This is a genomic window from Gemmatimonadota bacterium (assembly GCA_026706345.1).
Classification (GTDB): domain Bacteria; phylum JAAXHH01; class JAAXHH01; order JAAXHH01; family JAAXHH01; genus JAAXHH01.
This window is the reverse complement of sequence record JAPOYX010000277.1, coordinates 13843-29689: the sequence shown is the minus strand read 5'-3', so window position 1 is coordinate 29689 and position 15847 is coordinate 13843. Positions and strand designations below refer to the sequence as shown.

At 62.5% G+C, this 15847-nt stretch carries 15 protein-coding genes; 4 read left to right on the top strand and 11 right to left on the bottom strand.

Annotated elements, in window-relative coordinates; genetic code table 11:
* The 7 genes from OXG98_19420 to OXG98_19390 all read right to left on the bottom strand — a co-directional run.
* Positions 1-586 (bottom strand): Na+/H+ antiporter NhaA (locus OXG98_19420; protein ID MCY3774180.1); only part of this gene is annotated, 586 nt, incomplete at its 3' end.
* Positions 587-612: 26 nt separating this feature from the next.
* Positions 613-1671: a Gfo/Idh/MocA family oxidoreductase gene (locus OXG98_19415; GenBank protein MCY3774179.1), complete on the bottom strand. Its 1059-nt coding sequence runs from the start codon at positions 1669-1671 to the stop codon at positions 613-615.
* Positions 1672-1723: 52 nt separating this feature from the next.
* A complete protein-coding gene (locus tag OXG98_19410; GenBank protein ID MCY3774178.1) occupies positions 1724-3106 on the bottom strand; it encodes an MATE family efflux transporter in 1383 nt (460 codons plus the stop codon).
* A gap of 271 nt (positions 3107-3377) precedes the next feature.
* On the bottom strand, positions 3378-3506 hold the full coding sequence (locus tag OXG98_19405; protein ID MCY3774177.1) for an SDR family oxidoreductase: 129 nt from the start codon (positions 3504-3506) through the stop codon (positions 3378-3380).
* A complete protein-coding gene (locus tag OXG98_19400) occupies positions 3503-4105 on the bottom strand; it encodes an SDR family NAD(P)-dependent oxidoreductase (GenBank protein MCY3774176.1) in 603 nt (200 codons plus the stop codon). The genes OXG98_19405 and OXG98_19400 overlap by 4 nt, the downstream gene beginning before the upstream one ends.
* A 111-nt stretch (positions 4106-4216) precedes the next feature.
* Positions 4217-5494, bottom strand: coding sequence for an enolase (locus OXG98_19395; GenBank protein MCY3774175.1), 1278 nt, complete (start codon positions 5492-5494; stop codon positions 4217-4219).
* A 22-nt stretch (positions 5495-5516) separates the two neighbouring features.
* Positions 5517-6584, bottom strand: coding sequence for a M20/M25/M40 family metallo-hydrolase (locus OXG98_19390; GenBank protein MCY3774174.1), 1068 nt, complete (start codon positions 6582-6584; stop codon positions 5517-5519).
* A 256-nt stretch (positions 6585-6840) separates the two neighbouring features.
* Here OXG98_19390 and OXG98_19385 point away from each other — a divergent pair, with 256 nt between their 5' ends.
* The 4 genes from OXG98_19385 to OXG98_19370 are packed head-to-tail and all read left to right on the top strand — an operon-like array spanning position 6841 to position 9792.
* Positions 6841-7377 carry a hypothetical protein gene (locus OXG98_19385; protein ID MCY3774173.1) on the top strand — a complete coding sequence of 179 codons (537 nt, stop codon included), beginning with the start codon at positions 6841-6843 and terminating at the stop codon, positions 7375-7377.
* Between the two features lie 35 nt (positions 7378-7412).
* Positions 7413-8351, top strand: coding sequence for a fumarylacetoacetate hydrolase family protein (locus tag OXG98_19380; protein ID MCY3774172.1), 939 nt, complete (start codon positions 7413-7415; stop codon positions 8349-8351).
* Between the two features lie 41 nt (positions 8352-8392).
* The gene (locus OXG98_19375) at positions 8393-8803 is read left to right on the top strand and encodes a hypothetical protein (protein MCY3774171.1); all 411 of its coding nucleotides are present in this window, start codon (positions 8393-8395) and stop codon (positions 8801-8803) included.
* A 32-nt stretch (positions 8804-8835) separates the two neighbouring features.
* Entirely contained in the window at positions 8836-9792 is a 957-nt protein-coding gene (locus OXG98_19370; GenBank protein ID MCY3774170.1) for a PfkB family carbohydrate kinase, read from the top strand.
* A gap of 12 nt (positions 9793-9804) precedes the next feature.
* On the opposite strand, the gene OXG98_19365 is transcribed toward OXG98_19370, so the two are convergent.
* The 4 genes from OXG98_19365 to OXG98_19350 form a co-directional block, all read right to left on the bottom strand.
* Positions 9805-12666, bottom strand: a complete 2862-nt coding sequence (locus tag OXG98_19365; protein MCY3774169.1) for a molybdopterin-dependent oxidoreductase — start codon at positions 12664-12666, stop codon at positions 9805-9807.
* Between the two features lie 106 nt (positions 12667-12772).
* Positions 12773-14437 carry a polysulfide reductase NrfD gene (gene nrfD, locus OXG98_19360; GenBank protein MCY3774168.1) on the bottom strand — a complete coding sequence of 555 codons (1665 nt, stop codon included), beginning with the start codon at positions 14435-14437 and terminating at the stop codon, positions 12773-12775.
* Between the two features lie 70 nt (positions 14438-14507).
* Complete coding sequence (locus tag OXG98_19355) at positions 14508-14981, bottom strand: flavin reductase family protein (protein MCY3774167.1); 474 nt, start codon at positions 14979-14981, stop codon at positions 14508-14510.
* A 125-nt stretch (positions 14982-15106) separates the two neighbouring features.
* Positions 15107-15706 (bottom strand): outer membrane beta-barrel protein, encoded by a 600-nt coding sequence (locus tag OXG98_19350; GenBank protein ID MCY3774166.1) that lies wholly within the window; start codon positions 15704-15706, stop codon positions 15107-15109.
* Between the last annotated feature and the right edge of the window lie 141 nt (positions 15707-15847).

Sequence of the window (15847 nt, the reverse complement as noted above, 5' to 3'; positions counted from 1 at the left end):
GTACGCAGCCCGCGGCCACCAGCAGGGCCGTCATCGATATTTCCGCCGTGTAGAACACCGCGATGATCACGATGGCCCCGATGTCGTCCAGTATGGCCAGGGAGGTGAGGAAGACCTTGATCGAAATGGGCACCCGGGAGCCCAGCAGGGCCATCACGCCCAGGGTGAAGGCGATGTCCGTCGCCACCGGAACGGCCCAGCCCCGCAACGCGTCGGGATTGCCGCTGTTGAAGAGGAAATAGATGAACGCGGGGATCACCATGCCGCCGACGGCGCCCACGCCGGGCAGGATGATATTACGCCGGTTCGAAAGCTCTCCCTCGAGGAATTCGCGCTTCAGTTCCAGGCCCACGAGGAAGAAGAAGATAGTCATCAGGCCGTCGTTGATCCAGAGCAGCAGCGGCTTGTTGATATCCAGCGCGCCGATGTGAATCTGAATCGTTGTTTCCAGCAAGCGATGGTAGAACGGTTCCAGGAAGGAGTTCGCGAACACCATGGCCAGGGCGGTCGCGAGCATCAGCAGGATGCCGCTCGCCGATTCCAGTCTTAAAAAGGCGTCGATGAAAGAAGTTTTGTGATTCTGCATAGGCGGTGTTGAACGTACCCCTTCCCTCAAGCGGCGTTTACGACCGGTTCAACCATTTTCTCCACGTCGACCGACTTTCCCGTCTTCGATGCCTCGATCGCGGCGAAGACCATGGCCACGCTCCGGATGTTATGTTCCAGGCAGGTATCGGGCGCGTCCGCCCCATCGAGCCATTCCAGAAACTCGTTGATCTGCCACTGATGTCCGTCATATTCGGGAACGACCGGGCTTACGTCGTCGATGCGCATGCCCTTACCGGGCGCGTGCCTGTACGTGCGCGTGACCCCGTCGCTGCCTATGGCGACGGCCCCTTCTTCACATTCGGCCCGGTAGTACTCCCCGTGCCAGCTGTTCTGTTCGGCGGCGCCCAGGCACGAGCCCTCGTAGGCCGCCTTCACCCCGTTGGTCATATCCATCACGTACATGGCGCAGCAATCTCCCTGGAAACTGCTCCAGGGCCGGTTCCATTCCCACCCGGCGATCGTCCTGCAGTCTCCGCCCGACAGATTCCGCATCATGTCAAAGTGATGCACGGCGCCTTCCACGAGCAGGGTGTGCGGTATTTCATGGCGGAAGGCGCCCCAGGCGCCGTACTCCCGGTAGTCCGCGGCGAAACGGCCCTGTATGTAGTTTATTCTTCCCAGTTCACCGTCCCGCAAAACCTGCCGCACGGTCAGCATGCGGCTGGAATAACGGTAGTTCTGTATCACGTGCATCTTCAGGCCGGCCTTCGTGACCGCCCTGTATATATCTACGCACGCGGGCCACGTGTCGGCAATCGGTTTTTCACTCAGGATGTCCAGCTTTCTCTCCACCGCGAGCATTACGGCGTCCCGGTGCGCGGCGGGAGGAATGACGATCGTGCAGTAGTGCGCGTCCACCTCCCCGAAAGCGGTCTCCATGTCCGTATACCTGCGGCCGCGCGGCAGACCGAGAAAGTCTCCCACGTCATGAAGTATCTCCGCGTTAATGTCCACCAGGGCCACGATCTCGTGGCGGTCATGGAACCGGGGATAGAAACGACGGATCCAGGCGCCTGCCATACCGCCGGCGCCGATCATCAGACATCTCTTCTTATTAGACACTGAATACTCCATTCCCTTGTTGAAAAACGCGCGCTTGTTGAGAGACGCGCTGCTAAATGATCATCTTCTTCCAGGCCCCCTGGCGGAACCGGTAGACGCAGGCGATGCCGAGGAGGCAGATGTAGATGGTCGCGCTCAGCCACGCGCCCCAGAAATCCAGGCCCAGCGTGAAGGCGAGCAAGTAAGTCAGCGGTAAAAAGATGATCCACGCGCCGATGAAGGCGGCCACGGCGGACCAACGGGTGTCGCCGGCCCCGCGCAGGGCGCCGATGAAGATGACCGCCAGGGCGTCGAAGGCCTGGAAAAGCGCGGCGTACAGCAACCCCTGCCTGCCGAACCGGATTACGGCGGGATCGTCGTTGAACAGTGCCACGAGCGGCTCGGGAAACAACAGGAATACCAGTCCGACAAAAACCATGATGCCCATCGCCAGCTTGAGCGCGCTGTAGGCGCTGCGTTCCGCCAGATCGATCCGTTTCGCACCTATGTACTGGCCCACCAGGGTGGAAGCGGCCATACCGATGCCCAGGCCGATCATGTAGGAGATGGACATCAACTGGATGGCGATCTGGTTGGCGGCAAGCTGGGCGTTGCCGAGCCGGCCTATGATGGCCGCGAAGATGACGAAGCTGCCGATGTCGAGGAATCGCTGCAGACCGATCGGCGCGCCGACCCTGAAGAGGCGCACGAAGTCGAGCCACCTGGGCTTCACGACTGTGCGATTGGCGTAAGGGCGCAGACGTTTCGAAAGAAACAGTACCAGGTAGATACCGCCGCCCAGGATACCGGCCAGCGCGGAACCGATGGCCGAGCCCTGCGCTTCCAGCCGGGGAAGGCCGAAGTTTCCGTAGATCAACCCATAGTTCAGGATGACGTTGATGATGTTTATGGTGATGCCGATCTTCATCGGCGTCTTCGTGTCCCCGATCCCGCGGAAGAAACTGGCGGCGGTCATGGCGATCATGAAGGCCGGCCCGTCGATCAGGCGCCACTGCAGGTAGGTGATACCCAGGCGGCGCACTTCGGTCGAGGGTCCCGCCAGGTCGAAGAGGATCGGAACGAAAGGTATGACGAGCAGGATCAACCCGCCGCTGGCCAGGGCCAGGTAAAGCCCCTGCCAGGTCATGTACCCGCAGTCCTTCCTGTTGCCTGCGCCGTAGCTCTGGGCCACGAAGGTGTTCAATCCCATCGCCAGGCCCAGCACGGGCAGATAGAATAGCCAGGCGAGCATGGACCCGAGACCGACGGCACCGATTTCGGCCACCCCGAGCTGGCCGACCATGTAGGTGTCGACCACCCCGAGCAGGGTCTCGGACATGTTGGCCAGGATGATCGGATAGGCCAGCAGCCATACGCGGTTTATACTTCCCGACGATGCATGGATTATGGGTTCCGGATCCTGGACCTTTTGTTTCGATGTTTCGGAAACACTCATGACTTTTGACGGGTTATGACCGGATCGCGCTGTGGCCGGATCGCGCTGTGGCCGGATCACGCTATCGCCGGATCGCATTCTGGCCGGATCACGCGGCTTGCGGTTTTAACCAGCAGAGCACCGGCGTCCGTTCCGGACCCTTCCGGTCCGGAGGATTGGCCTCCGCTTGCTCATACTACCTTACAGTCGAAACTGGGGCGCCTGACACGTGTATAAAATCGTGCCGTGGCACCCATAGCTCCACGCGTCCTCTCCCGCGGCACTCCTGAGGCTAAGCATCCCCAACGATAGTCAGACCGCCGTCGACCACGAGGCTGGCGCCTGTAATGAAGGATGCCTCTTCGGACGCGAGGAACACCACCGCGGAGGCGATGTCTTCCGGCAGTCCCAACCGCTTCATTTGCGTAGCGACTCGTCGAGACCATCCCAGGCATTCGTCAGTATGGCGCCGGGCAGCACCGCATTGCTTCGGATTTCCGGTCCGTAGTCCACCGCGACGGAACGGGTGATTCCGATGACGCCGCCCTTGGCCGCGTCGTAGGCGGCGTAGTCCCGGAATCCGACGAGGCTGTGTACGGACGCCGTGTTGACGATCGCGCCGCCACCCGAATCCTTCATGACAGGAATGGCGTGCCTGCACCCCAGGTAGATCGCTTTCAGGCACACGTCCAGCGTCCGGTCCCAGTCGGCTTCCGCCAGGTCGCACAGGGGACCCGGCGCATGCCAGTAGGCGTTATTGTGCAGGGCCTGGAGTCCACCGTAGGTGTCGACGGCGCACTGGATCATGCGTTTTGCGTCATCGTCCCGGCCCACGTCGGCGACGCAGGCCGTGGCCGCCCAACCTTCCCGGCGGATCGATTCGACCGTCTGTTCCAACCCCACTTCGTTGACGTCCACGGCGACGACCCGGGCGCCTTCCCGCGCCATCATCTCCGCGGTGCCGCGCCCTATGCCCGATGCCGCGCCGGTTACGATCGCCGTCTTGTCTGCCAGTCTCATGGTTCTGCTCCGGTTGTGTTTTTTCGTGGCTCGAAAGCCTTCTCTTTATCGCCGCATTTCCGGACGAATTCGTGGATGCGCCGGGTTTCCGGCATGACGTTCCGGCCGTGACTAGCCGGCCACACTGCCCTCGGTTACCGGTGATTCCCGGGTGCGGCGCCACAGGTCATCGAACTCCGCGGTGCCGTCCTCCCGCCAGTACTCGGTACGGATGCCGGGCGTATAGGCCTCCAGTTCCCAGCCATGGCGGATGTTTCCGAAATGAACGCGATGCCCATCGGGAAACACCGCCGTGCGGATGAAGCGCGGCCTGGGGAAATCGTAGGGTTCGTCCCGGTCGCGAAAGGGCCGCATCACGTCGTCGGGCACGAGGAAGCCGTTCATGGCTTCCTCGTCCACTTCCACGCCGAGACCCGGGCCGTCGGGCACACGATGGAAACCACCGACGACCTCGATGGGACTCTTGAGCAGGTGGTGCCGGTACAGGTTGATACAGGTGATGGCGGGCCAGGTGGCGTGGGTGAGCACGGCGCCGAGATGGGCGGCCCAGGTCGTGGTGAGTCCGTTCCCGACCATCTGAAGCCAGAAGGGCATGTTGGCTTCCGCGCTGAGGATGCCCTGGTACATCACCCGCGTGGCACCGCCGCTGACGACGAAACCGTCGCAGACCGCCTCGCGAATCGTGGTGGTGTAGGGCGGCGATCCGAAATGCATGGCGATGGGGCGGCCGATGACCTGCCGCAACTGGCGGTTCCCCAGGATGTCGGTCTGCGGTATGGGCGTCTCGAACATGGCCACGATGTCGAACCGCTCCAGGCCGCGCATGACGGGCATGGCCGCCGCCGCGTTGTGCATGGAACCGTTGGCGTCGAGGTCCACCCGGAAGTGGCGCGGTACATTGGCGTCGATCGCCGACATCTGTTCGTTGATGTCGTGCCATGGCCGCTGTTTGAGCTTGATGGTCGTGTACCCGTTGTCCACGGCGTCCCGTACCTGCCGGACCCAGTCGTCCGGCGGCCCCTCGTTGGACCACCAGGATATGGGCACCCAGTCCCGCGCCTTGTTGCCCAGCAACTTGTGGCAGGGTACCTCGAGCGCCTTGCCCACCACGTCGTACAGGGCCATCTGCAACCCGGCGCCGATCGTATCGTCCTGCATGAAGTCCGCCGGGCTCTTACCCATGACGCGCTGCACGCTCTGGTCGGTCACCCGAGAATGTATGTAATGGACGATGGTTTCGCCCCAGCCCACGACGCCGGCGTCGGTGGTAACCTTGCACAGTTCGAAGACGGACCAGTTGTATACCGTCCGCTCCGCCATGGGCCGCTGTCCCTGCGTGAACGGAACGCTGACGGTGAAGCGTTCCACGTTGGTGACTTTCAGGGGCATGAAGGTCCTCCGCTCCTTTCAGTTACTCGGGTTTTTCAAGGTAGGCCGCCAGCAGGGCGGCGCACCGGATCAAACTGTTTCGGGGTATGATCTCGAAACCGTGGGTGTTCTCCGTGGGGATGCACAGCAGACCAGCCTGGGGCGTCTGTCCCACGGACTTCGCCATGGTGGCGTCCGAGGCGTAGCTCTGCCAGTACGCGCACTGAGGGTCCATGTCCAACGCTCGCCCGCACGCCAGAAGGCGGTCTGCGACGGCCTTGTCGTAGAGTCCCCGCCCGTCACCGTAGACCACGATGGGTTCGTCCGTAAGCGCCACACCGTATTCCTCGCAGGCCGGGCCGGAATCCACGGCCAGCGATACGTCGCCGGGCAGGGTCCGCGCGGCGTACGCGGCGCCGTGGCCGCCGATCTCCTCGCAGGTGGTCATCACGAGGTAGACATCGCCCGCGGGCCGGATGTCGTGGTCCTTCATGCTTTCGGCGGCACCGATGGCGATGGCGATGGCCGCCCGGTTGTCCATGAAATACCCGCCCATGCAGTCTTCGATTTCCCAGAAAGCACGCCGCGAACGGGCGATGACGACGCGGGTGCCGGCGTGAACCCCCGCCTCCCGGAGCTGCGCAGCCGTCCGCCGCGTGAAGACATACACGTGATTCCAGTCCATGGCCACGTTGCCGCCCTTGACCTTGGTCTCCCAGATCCGCGCGGAATCGGCCGTCGTGTGCTGCGGACCGACGGAGAGGACGCCCGGAACGATGCGGTCGTCCGCAAGGATCTCCACGGGGCCCTGCCCGTAGTTGGCGGGATAGATGCCCCCGAGGGGATTGACCCGGAGCGTGCCGTCCTCGTTGACGCGCTTGACGACCAGGGCCAGTTCGTCCAGGTGGGCCATCACGCGGATCACCGGGGCGTCCGGCGAAGCGCCCTTCAGCAGGCCGATGACGTTTCCGGCGGCGTCGACCCGGGTCTCGTCGCACAGGGACCGCAGTTCCCGTTCGCATACCGCCCGTACCTCGTCTTCCTGGCCTGACGGCCCCCGGGCGTAAACGAGTTCCTGAAGCAGCGAAACGAGGTGGTCGTCGGGGGACATGGATCGCTCCTTGGGGGTTGAAATGGCGGGTCGCGCCTTTTGTGCGTTTGTCGAGAATGTATGCGTAAAATAGTACTTTCAGATCGGCTCCAGATCAAGGGTAAAGACTTGACAGAGGGCATGTTATGTATAAACTCCAGATATCGCCGTCACGGTTTGCGAAGTCACCGCCGTCATGGATTTCCGGAGCATACTGCCGCCGTGATATTCGGAGCGGTTTCCGGATCATAACGCCCCGTGGTTTCCGGAGCGAGGAATGGTTCAAGCCGCTCAACTGACGCTGACCGGTATCGTCACGAAAACCGCTATCGTCCACACGGTGACGTACTTTGTCGCGGGTGCGCTGGCGTACGCGTTTTTCGACTACAGGGCGCTCTGGGACGAACCGGTCTTCAACGTCTACATGCGGCGTATGGACGATCCGTTGTTAATGGCCGGGCCGCTTTTTCAACCGATACGCGGGATACTGTTTGGGGTCGTATTCTACCTGTTGCGCCGCGAGTTTTTCGGCCGGGCATACGGCTGGTTGACCATGTGGGTGGTTCTGGTGGTAATTGGCATGTTGAGTACGTTTGGTCCGGCACCAGGTTCCATTGAAGGTCTGATCTATACGACGATTCCGTTAAGCGCCCAGTTCGGCGGCGGCAGCATCGAGACTATCGCCCAGGCGCTTTCATTTTCCTTTATCGTGTTCTACTGGGTAAGCCAGCCTGAGAAACGGTGGTTGACCTGGGTGTTGACGGCTGCATTCCTCCTCGTCCTGGCGTTTTCAATCATGGGACTTCTCCAGTAATCCTGCCGTATGTACCTACTTTCATAGGAGTAATCATGTATCGTAATCTGATGGCAATACTTGTAAGTGGCGCATTGGTGACCCTGTTGTCGGCCTGCACGGCCACGGAAGAGGAAACGGCTGCGCCGCCGGCCGAGTCCGAAACCACTGCCGACGCCGACGTCCTCACCACGACCCTGACGCCCGACTCGGACCGGGCCGCCATCGCCGCCCACCTGCTGGAAGCCGAAGGAAAGAAGATCAATACCGAAGCCATGGCAGTCAACTTTCCCGAACTGGACCGCCAGACCGCCTACGATATCCAGGCGGACATCCTGGCCGAGAAGCTGAAGACCGAAGAGCGCGTCGGCTGGAAGATCGGGTTCTCCCGCATGCCCGAGGATCCGGCGACTTTAGATCCGATTTACGGCCATATCATGGCGTCGAACGTGTTCGAGCCCGGTACGCCCGTGGAAGCGGCGTCTTTCGTAGCCGACACGGCAGTCGTCGAAGGCGAGTTCGTCTTCTGGATTGGCGAGGACCTCCCCGGTCCCGAGTTGACCCGGGAGCAGGTCGGCAATGCCGTCACCGCGGTGGGCGGCGTGATCGAGCTGCTTTCCTCGTGGACGAGCGGTTCGGAGGAGGTGCCGTCCACTCGTGATCACGATGTCACCGGCAATGTCTTTCACGTGGGCATCATCCTGGGCGAGACGCGCGTGCCCCTCGCCGAGATGGATTTCACGAATGAAACCGCGACGGTGGAGATCGACGGCGAGGAAAAGGCCTCCGCGCCGGCCACCATGAACATGGGCGTGGACCCGCTTGAGGCGCTGACCTGGCTGGCCAACGAGTTGACCACGTACAGCGACGAGTATCTTCGGGCGGGAGACGTGGTGATCACCGGAACGGTCTTCCCGCCGCCCCGCATGGGCGCCGGCAGCAAGGCCGTGATGAGCTACACGACGCTGGGCACGATCGAAGTGGAGTTGAAATAGAAGATTATGAAACCCCCATTGTATTCGAACACGGGAGCGCAATGATAAACACCAGGAAACTGATCCTGGGAACCGCCGGTTATACGATCTGCACATTCTCCCTTGCCGTGGGCTGGCATATGCTCCTTTTCAAAGAGCGTTATGAATCGTTCGGCTACTTCGAGGGAGAGCCTGACTTTCTGCTCGGCTTGCTCACCATCGTGCTCCAGGGCGTTCTGCTCTCTATCCTGTTTCAGATGCTGAAAGCCGAGGGATCCTCATTTCGGCGGGGGATCAAGTTCGCTTTCATTGCAGGCGCGTTCTTCTGGACTTCTCACGTGCTCGCCTTCGTCGCCAATCAGAAGGTCCCGGAAGTGTCGGCGTTCATCTGGATGGAAACGGCCTACCTACTGATCCAATTCGGGTTGTTTGGTCTGATTATCGGCGCCATACACCGTAGAGATCCAGACTGACGGTCGATCAAACCCCGGCGACGAAGACGGGGATGCATAAAATCAGCCGGACAGTTAATCCCATCCGTAATTCTGAAATAAAAGACCGCTACGTCATCGTCGGCCTGGGCGAACTGCTGTGGGACATGCTGCCGTCGGGCCCCCAGCTCGGCGGCGCCACGGCGAACTTCGCCTACTTCGCGTCACTCCTGGATGAGGAGGGGATCGTCGCGAGCCGGGTCGGACCGGACGACCTGGGCGACACGGCCGTAGACCGTATCGCCGGTCTCGGCTTGCCCACCGGCGCGATTCAGCGGGACGAGATCTATCCCACCGGGACAGTCGACGTTACCATAGGACCTGACGGTCAGCCCGATTTCATCATTAAAGGCAACGTTGCCTGGGAGCACATGGAGTGGTCGTCCGGCTGGTCGGAACTGGCCGCGCGGGCGGATGCCGTGTGCTTCGGGACCGTATCCCGTCACCAGGCTGGTTCGATCGGCGCGGTCACGGCGTTTCTCGAAGCATTGAGACCCTCCGCTCTAAGAATCTTCGACGTGAACCTGCGGCAGGACCGCTACTCCGCGACGCTCCTTCACGATTCCTTACAGCACGCCCATATCGTCAAGCTGAACGACGAGGAACTGCGGACGGTCTGTCCCTTGCTGGACCTCGGTGGTGAAGATCTCGAGTCCATGGCGGGACAGTTACGCGAGACTTACGAATTGGAAGTGGTCTGCGTCACCCGCGGCGCGGAAGGCAGCCTGCTGGTCACCGCGTCGGAGACCGTGTCGCACCCGGGCGTGCCGGTCGACGTAGTGGATACCATTGGAGCCGGTGACGCATTCACCGCGGTCCTGGCCAGCGGGTACCTGCGCGGCGTGCCGCTTGAACGCGTGAGCGAAGCCGCCAACCTGCTCGGCGCCTGGGTGGCGTCTCAGACCGGGGCCATGCCGGCGGCCGACGAGGCGGTGTGCTCCGACGTCCGGGATATCCTGCGGGAAGCGTAAGGGAAACGCGGACTAATCTTTCAGGTAGTACGTCTCTTCCGCCGGACGCAGGGGACGGTTGAGCCAGAGGGGCCGGCGCAGTCCGCCCGGACCCGGCGCGGGGCGCGTCTGGTCCAGCCATTCGCGGTACACCTCGAAGGACTTCTCCGTATCCACCATCACGTCCCCATAGGCGTCCTCCTCCCGGGCTTTTTCCACCCTGACCTTCTGGTGCCAGCAGTGCATGCCGCTCACGGGATCGGGATGCACCGGGAAGGTGATGTTCTGGTGCACGCCGCCGTCCCGCCAGAAGATGCGGGACGAGTCGCGGTCGGCGCTTTCGTAGGGTCGGATGCCGTCCATCACCTTCATGCGCCACTTGCCGCCGGACTCCTCCTGGATATCCACCAGGTTGACCGACCAGCGGTTGCCGTCCGCGTCCTGTTTCCGCCGCCAGCGGCCCAGGTGGTGGGAACAGGCGACGACGCCGGGCTTCATGGCCTCGGTGACCCAGACGCGGTCCACGAAGTGGCCGATCTCGGTGGTCACCCGGACCAGGTCGCCCGTGCCTATGCCCATACGGTCGGCGTCCTGCCGGTGCATCCACACGGGATTGCGGTTGGAGATCTCGTTGAGCCACTTGGCGTTGCCAGACCTCGAGTGGATCAGCGTAGGCAGCCGGAAGGTGGGCACCAGCGGGAACTCGCCCTGCTCGCGGTCGAGTTCGTCGGGGTGTACGTGGCTCTTGATGTAGGTGGGGATGGCGTACTCCGGCCAGCCCCAGTCCACCATGGTCTGCGAGTAGAATTCCTGCTTAAGCGACGGCGTGGGGAAGCCAGCGCGCGGCGTACCGTCCACCATGACGCCCACCGCCTTGCCGTCGGCAACCAGGGTATTCGTCTCCGGATCGACCTCGGAACCGGCGACGGCCCCCTCGTCCAGCTTCTTGAGGTGTTTCGCGTAGGCCGTCTTCTCCACCTCGAAGGCACCGTACTTGCGCATGTAGTCCAGGGTGGACAGCCCCTCCTCAGCGGCTGCCTCCGGCAGTCCGTCCACGTGGTCGAAAATGTACTGGTAGTATTCGTCGACGGTGATCTTCTCGCCCGGCCGGTACGGCGATATGAAATGATCCCTGATCCCCAGGCTGCCGTCGGGATCGATGCGCCAGGACAGCTCGATCCAGAACTCGTCCTCCTCCCATACCTCGCCCGGGTTGGCCTCGTAGGTGAAGTTCACCGGGTCGCCCATGCGCCGCCGCGCCTCGCGCAGGACGGGCTGGCGGAAACCGATCCAGGTGCCCGAGTGGGTCTCGTAGCTGATGATGTCGTGCCGCTCGCTGGCGTGGCCCATGGGCAGCACGTAGTCGGCGAAATAGGCCGTCTCGTTCCACGTGGGGGTCAGGGCCGCGTGCAGTCCCACCTTCTGCTCGTCGCGCAGCGCCTCGACCCAGGTGAACCCGTCGGGGTACGTCCATACGGGATTGAAAACCCGGGTGAAGTAGACGGCCAGCTTTCCGCGCCCCTCTTTCAGGAAATGGGGCAGGAGAAAGCTCATCTCGTAATGGGAGAGGGGGTATTCCTTCGGGAAATGGAGTTCGTTCCAGAACTTCTGGTCCGGGGGATGGTCGAAGACGTTGGGCTTGAACTTGTTCCACCCGCTCGGCGAAGTCCCGCCCTCCGTGCCGACGCTGCCCGTAAGCACGTTCAGGAAGTGGAGGCATCGGGCCACGGCCCAGCCGCCGGCGTTGCCGCTTCCCGCGCTGCGCCAGTTGTGGGTGGCGAACCGCGAACCCGCCCGGCCGATTTCCCGGGCGATCTCGACGACCTGGGCGGCCGGCACACCGCTTTCCTTTTCGGCGAATTCGGGCGTGTATTCGCTGTAGACCGCCTTGAGCGCTTCAATGAACCGCTCGAAGGTGCGCGGCGCGTCCGGGTGTTCCTTCTCCAGGTAGGTCTGCCAGTTCACCCACGTCTTCATGAACTCGCCGTCGTAGAGGCCGTCCTGCAGGATGATGTTGGCCATGGCCAGCAGCACCGCGGCCTCGCTGCCCGGATAGGTGGGCATCCAGTGGTCGGCCATGCTGGCCGTATTGGACAGCCGCGGATCCATGACCGCGAGCTTCGCGCCTTTCATCATGCCTTCGATGATGCGCTGGGCGTGGGGATTGAAGTAGTGCCCCGATTCCAGGTGGGCGCTGATGAGGAGGATGAACCGCGCGTTGGCGTGGTCCGGCGACGGCCGGTCGAAGAAATGCCAGAGGGCGTAGCCGAACCTCGCGCCCGACGAGCAGATGTTGGTGTGGCTGTTGTGCCCGTCCACGCCCCAGGCCTTGAGCACGCGGTCAATGTAGCCTTCGGCCCCGGGCCGGCCTACGTGATAGGCTATCTCGTTATTGGCGCCCTGCTGCAGCCGGTCCCGTATCCGGGCGGCGATGTCGTCCAGCGCATCGTCCCAGGACACCCGTTCCCACTCGCCACTGCCCCGGGCGCCCGCACGGCGCACGGGATAGAGGATGCGGTCGGTGTCGCGGATCTGGTTGATGGTCGCCGGACCCTTGGCGCAGTTCCGTCCCCGGCTGGCCGGGTGGTAGGGATTGCCCTCGAACTTGCGGACCTCCAGCGTCTCCTTGTCTACGTAGCTCAGCATGCCGCATCCGGCTTCGCAATTGAAGCAGGCCGTGGGCACCACCATGTAGCGTTTGGGTTGCTGCCGCGGCCAGTCCTGGGCCTCGTACTCCACCCAGCCGTCCCACTGGTCCGGCGGTGGATAGTCCGTGAGCGCGCCGCCTTCGGTCAGACTCGGGAGATCCGGTCCGTCCTCTTCGTGCAAATTGGGAATCAGGCCGATCTTCTCGGCAAGCGATTCGATCAGTCCCGGTTTATGGCGAGTGGACATGTTGTCTTTTCCAGTCTCGATCGTAGGTGTTGCGCCGGATGACGCCGCCGGTTTCGCTGCTTCAGTTTCGGCGGATGTGCCTGGTTATGGTCGTTGGCCGTGCCTTTCAGCTCAATGGGATGTCCTGCGGCGCCCTGACCCAGACGTACTCCGTCGCGTAGAGGCCGATCAGTACGCCCGCTCCCGCCGCGGCGAGCAACGCTTCACCGCCGATCCAGGCCATGACGACGGGCGCCAGGTTGCCTATGGCGATGCCGAGTACCCAGAAATACCCCCGGTACCGGCCGCGAACGATGGCCTGTACGGCTTTTCGGGCGTCGGCCGTCGGATGGGGCGTCAGCATCTCGGACGCGATGACCAGCAGGTTCAGGATGATGGCGGCGATCAGGGTATTGCGGACGAAAGCGAGCCAGTTCTCACCGGGCGCACTGAACAGGAAAACAACAGCGAATACCGCCGCGCCGGCCAGCACCGCGTGGAGCAGCATGTGCAGGACCAGCGTCGGACTCTGCCAGAAATCCCGTCCCTTGGCCTGGGCGAAGAGAAAGGCCGTGTACACCGCCGTGACGACCGCCAGCGCGGCCGTGATCCAGCCGATGACGTCGGCCGCCCCGGTCCGGCCCGTCCACATGGCCGTGGCCCACAGCGTGAGCGCCAGCCCGTAGAGGGTCAGCGCGTAGCCGCCGAGCACGAGCCAGGATTTCCACTGGGGACGCAGCAGCACGTAGAGAAAGCGTTTGGGCTGGGTCAGGTCGCCGACCAGCAGAATCGTCGTGGCAAGGAGAAACGTCAGGGCCACGGTGCAGCCGGCCCAGGCGAGAATCGGATCGACGGAATATCCGAAGACCGACGCCGCGAAGGGAAGGAGGAAAGCCCCCGCCGATATGGCCTTGGTCCACACGTAGGCCGCCACGTCGTTGCCCCACAACACGCCCTTGTCCGGGGCGTCGTAGACCCGGCGCGCCGCGGCGTCTTTCCCATTCCCACGTTCGCTTCCGGATTCCGCTCCCGCCGGGCCACCGATGTCACGCTGTCCTCCGGCGCCACCTTGCACACTGCCGCCAGCTTGTCCGTCCTGTCCTTCACCGCCAAGTTGCCGTACCATCTCCTCCGGGTCCGCCTTGGCGGTCCGTTCCTCCACGTAACGGGCGAAATGCCCGACGCCGTCCGACTGCGAACTCCACATGTAGTTGTCGGACGTCGCGGTTTCTCCGGGTGTCAAAGAGGCCTCGTCGCCATCGATATAGTACAGGCGGGGCTTCGTATCCTTTTCGACCTTGCGGACCGTCACCTGTTCCTTCGCGAGCAACTGGGCGATCTCCGTCGAACCATCGTCCATGTCGCCGGAGATGATGGCGTGTTCCGGGCAGACGTTCACGCAGGCGGGCTCGAGACCGATATCCACCCGGTGGGCGCAGTAGTTGCACTTGGCCGCCGTATGGGTGTCCGGATCGATGTACAGGGCGTCGTAGGGACAGGCCTGCATGCAGCCCTTGCATCCGATACAGCGCCTGGGATCGAAATCGACGATGCCGTCTTTCCGGGTGTACAGCGCCGTCACCGGGCAGATCTCCACGCAGGGGGCGTCTTCGCAGTGGTTGCACCGCATGACGGAGAAATGCCTGGCCGTGTTCGGATACGTTCCTTTCTCGATGTACTTCACCCAGGTCCGGTTGACGCCGAGGGGCACCTCGTGCTCGGCCTTGCACGCCACCGTGCAGGCGTGGCATCCGATACACTTCCTGTTGTCTATGATGAAACCGTATTGCATGAACGCTCCGGATTACGCGGGCGGGCAAACCGGCGGGCGGACCGCTGGCTCGGCGGCCGGTCATGGCGATTCAGCCGGCCAGGCTGCCGTACTGCCCTCCGTAGAAGACCAGCGGGCGCCCTGCCCGGGTGCCTCCCGCCACGATCTCGCCGATGAAGATGTCGTGATCCCCGCCCGACAGTATTTCGGTGACACGGCAGTCGACGTATGCCAGCGACTGTTCCAAAACGGGCGAACCCGTGGCTTCTGTCCGGTAAGCGATGTCTGAGAAGTCCTTCGGTCCGTGTTTGGCAAATCGCACGGAAAGCGCTTCCTGCTCTTCGGTCAGTATGTTGACGGCGAAGCAGTCGCTGGCCTTGAGGCAGGCGTTCATCTGGGCCTTGACGTCCACCGATACGAGGATGAGCGGGGGTTCCAGGGAGAGGGATGCCACCGCGTTGGCGGTCATGCCCTGCGGTTGATTCTCGTGCCAGGTTGTTACGACGGTCACGCCGGTCGCGAAATGCCCCATGATCCGCCGCTGTTCCATTTGATCGAAAGCCATTATTCCACGCTTGTCTGGGTGTATTCCGCGAACAGGCAACTGTCTCCAACTGTGATGCATCGTCCCGCCAATGTCAATGTATTTAGAGATCGTTTTCAAGTTTCATTTCAATGGGCGCCCCGGGGTTACAGGCGAATCACCGCGGAGACGGTAACGGGTACCCACTGTGCGCGTCCGTCGAACATGTCGCGCACATGGTTATATCGTACATTCAGCGTCAAACCCAGGTTGTCATTGATGAATACGTTGACCCCCAGACCGATCACGAACAGGAACGAATGGTCGTCCTTACCGGTCCGCGCGCCTTCACCTTCGATAGAACGTCCGGTCTTGCCCGTGCCTCCGGTACCCCTGGTACCTCTGGCCCATCCCACGCCCCCGTGGCCATAGAATCCCACCGGATCCGCGACCCCCTCGATCAACAGTCCCACATTGCCGCCCGTCAGCCTTTTTTCGGCATCCGATACCACCCCGTCATTCGGCCTCGGTAACGCTTCCTCGCCGATACCGAAACGGCTGTGATGGCCCTCGATCAACAGGAAGTATCCAATGTCGACGGGAATTGCCACACCGGCCAGAAACGAAGGGCCGACAGCTTTCGTATCGTCAGACAGGGCACCGAGCGGCAAGCCCGGTCCACCGCCGATCCTGACATTCGCCTGACCTTCGGCCAACAACGGCAAGAAGGGCAACGCGATCGCTAAACACGCACCACGCACCGGCATCCTCCTTTCATACCGCAACTACGAACACGCCGTCCAGAACGGCCGGATATTTCCGGTTCTATGTGAAAGAAGTAACATAGGTTTTGATTTTATGGGAATAAAAACGGCTGCGGCGGAGTCTAATATTCAGGCAGAGGAATT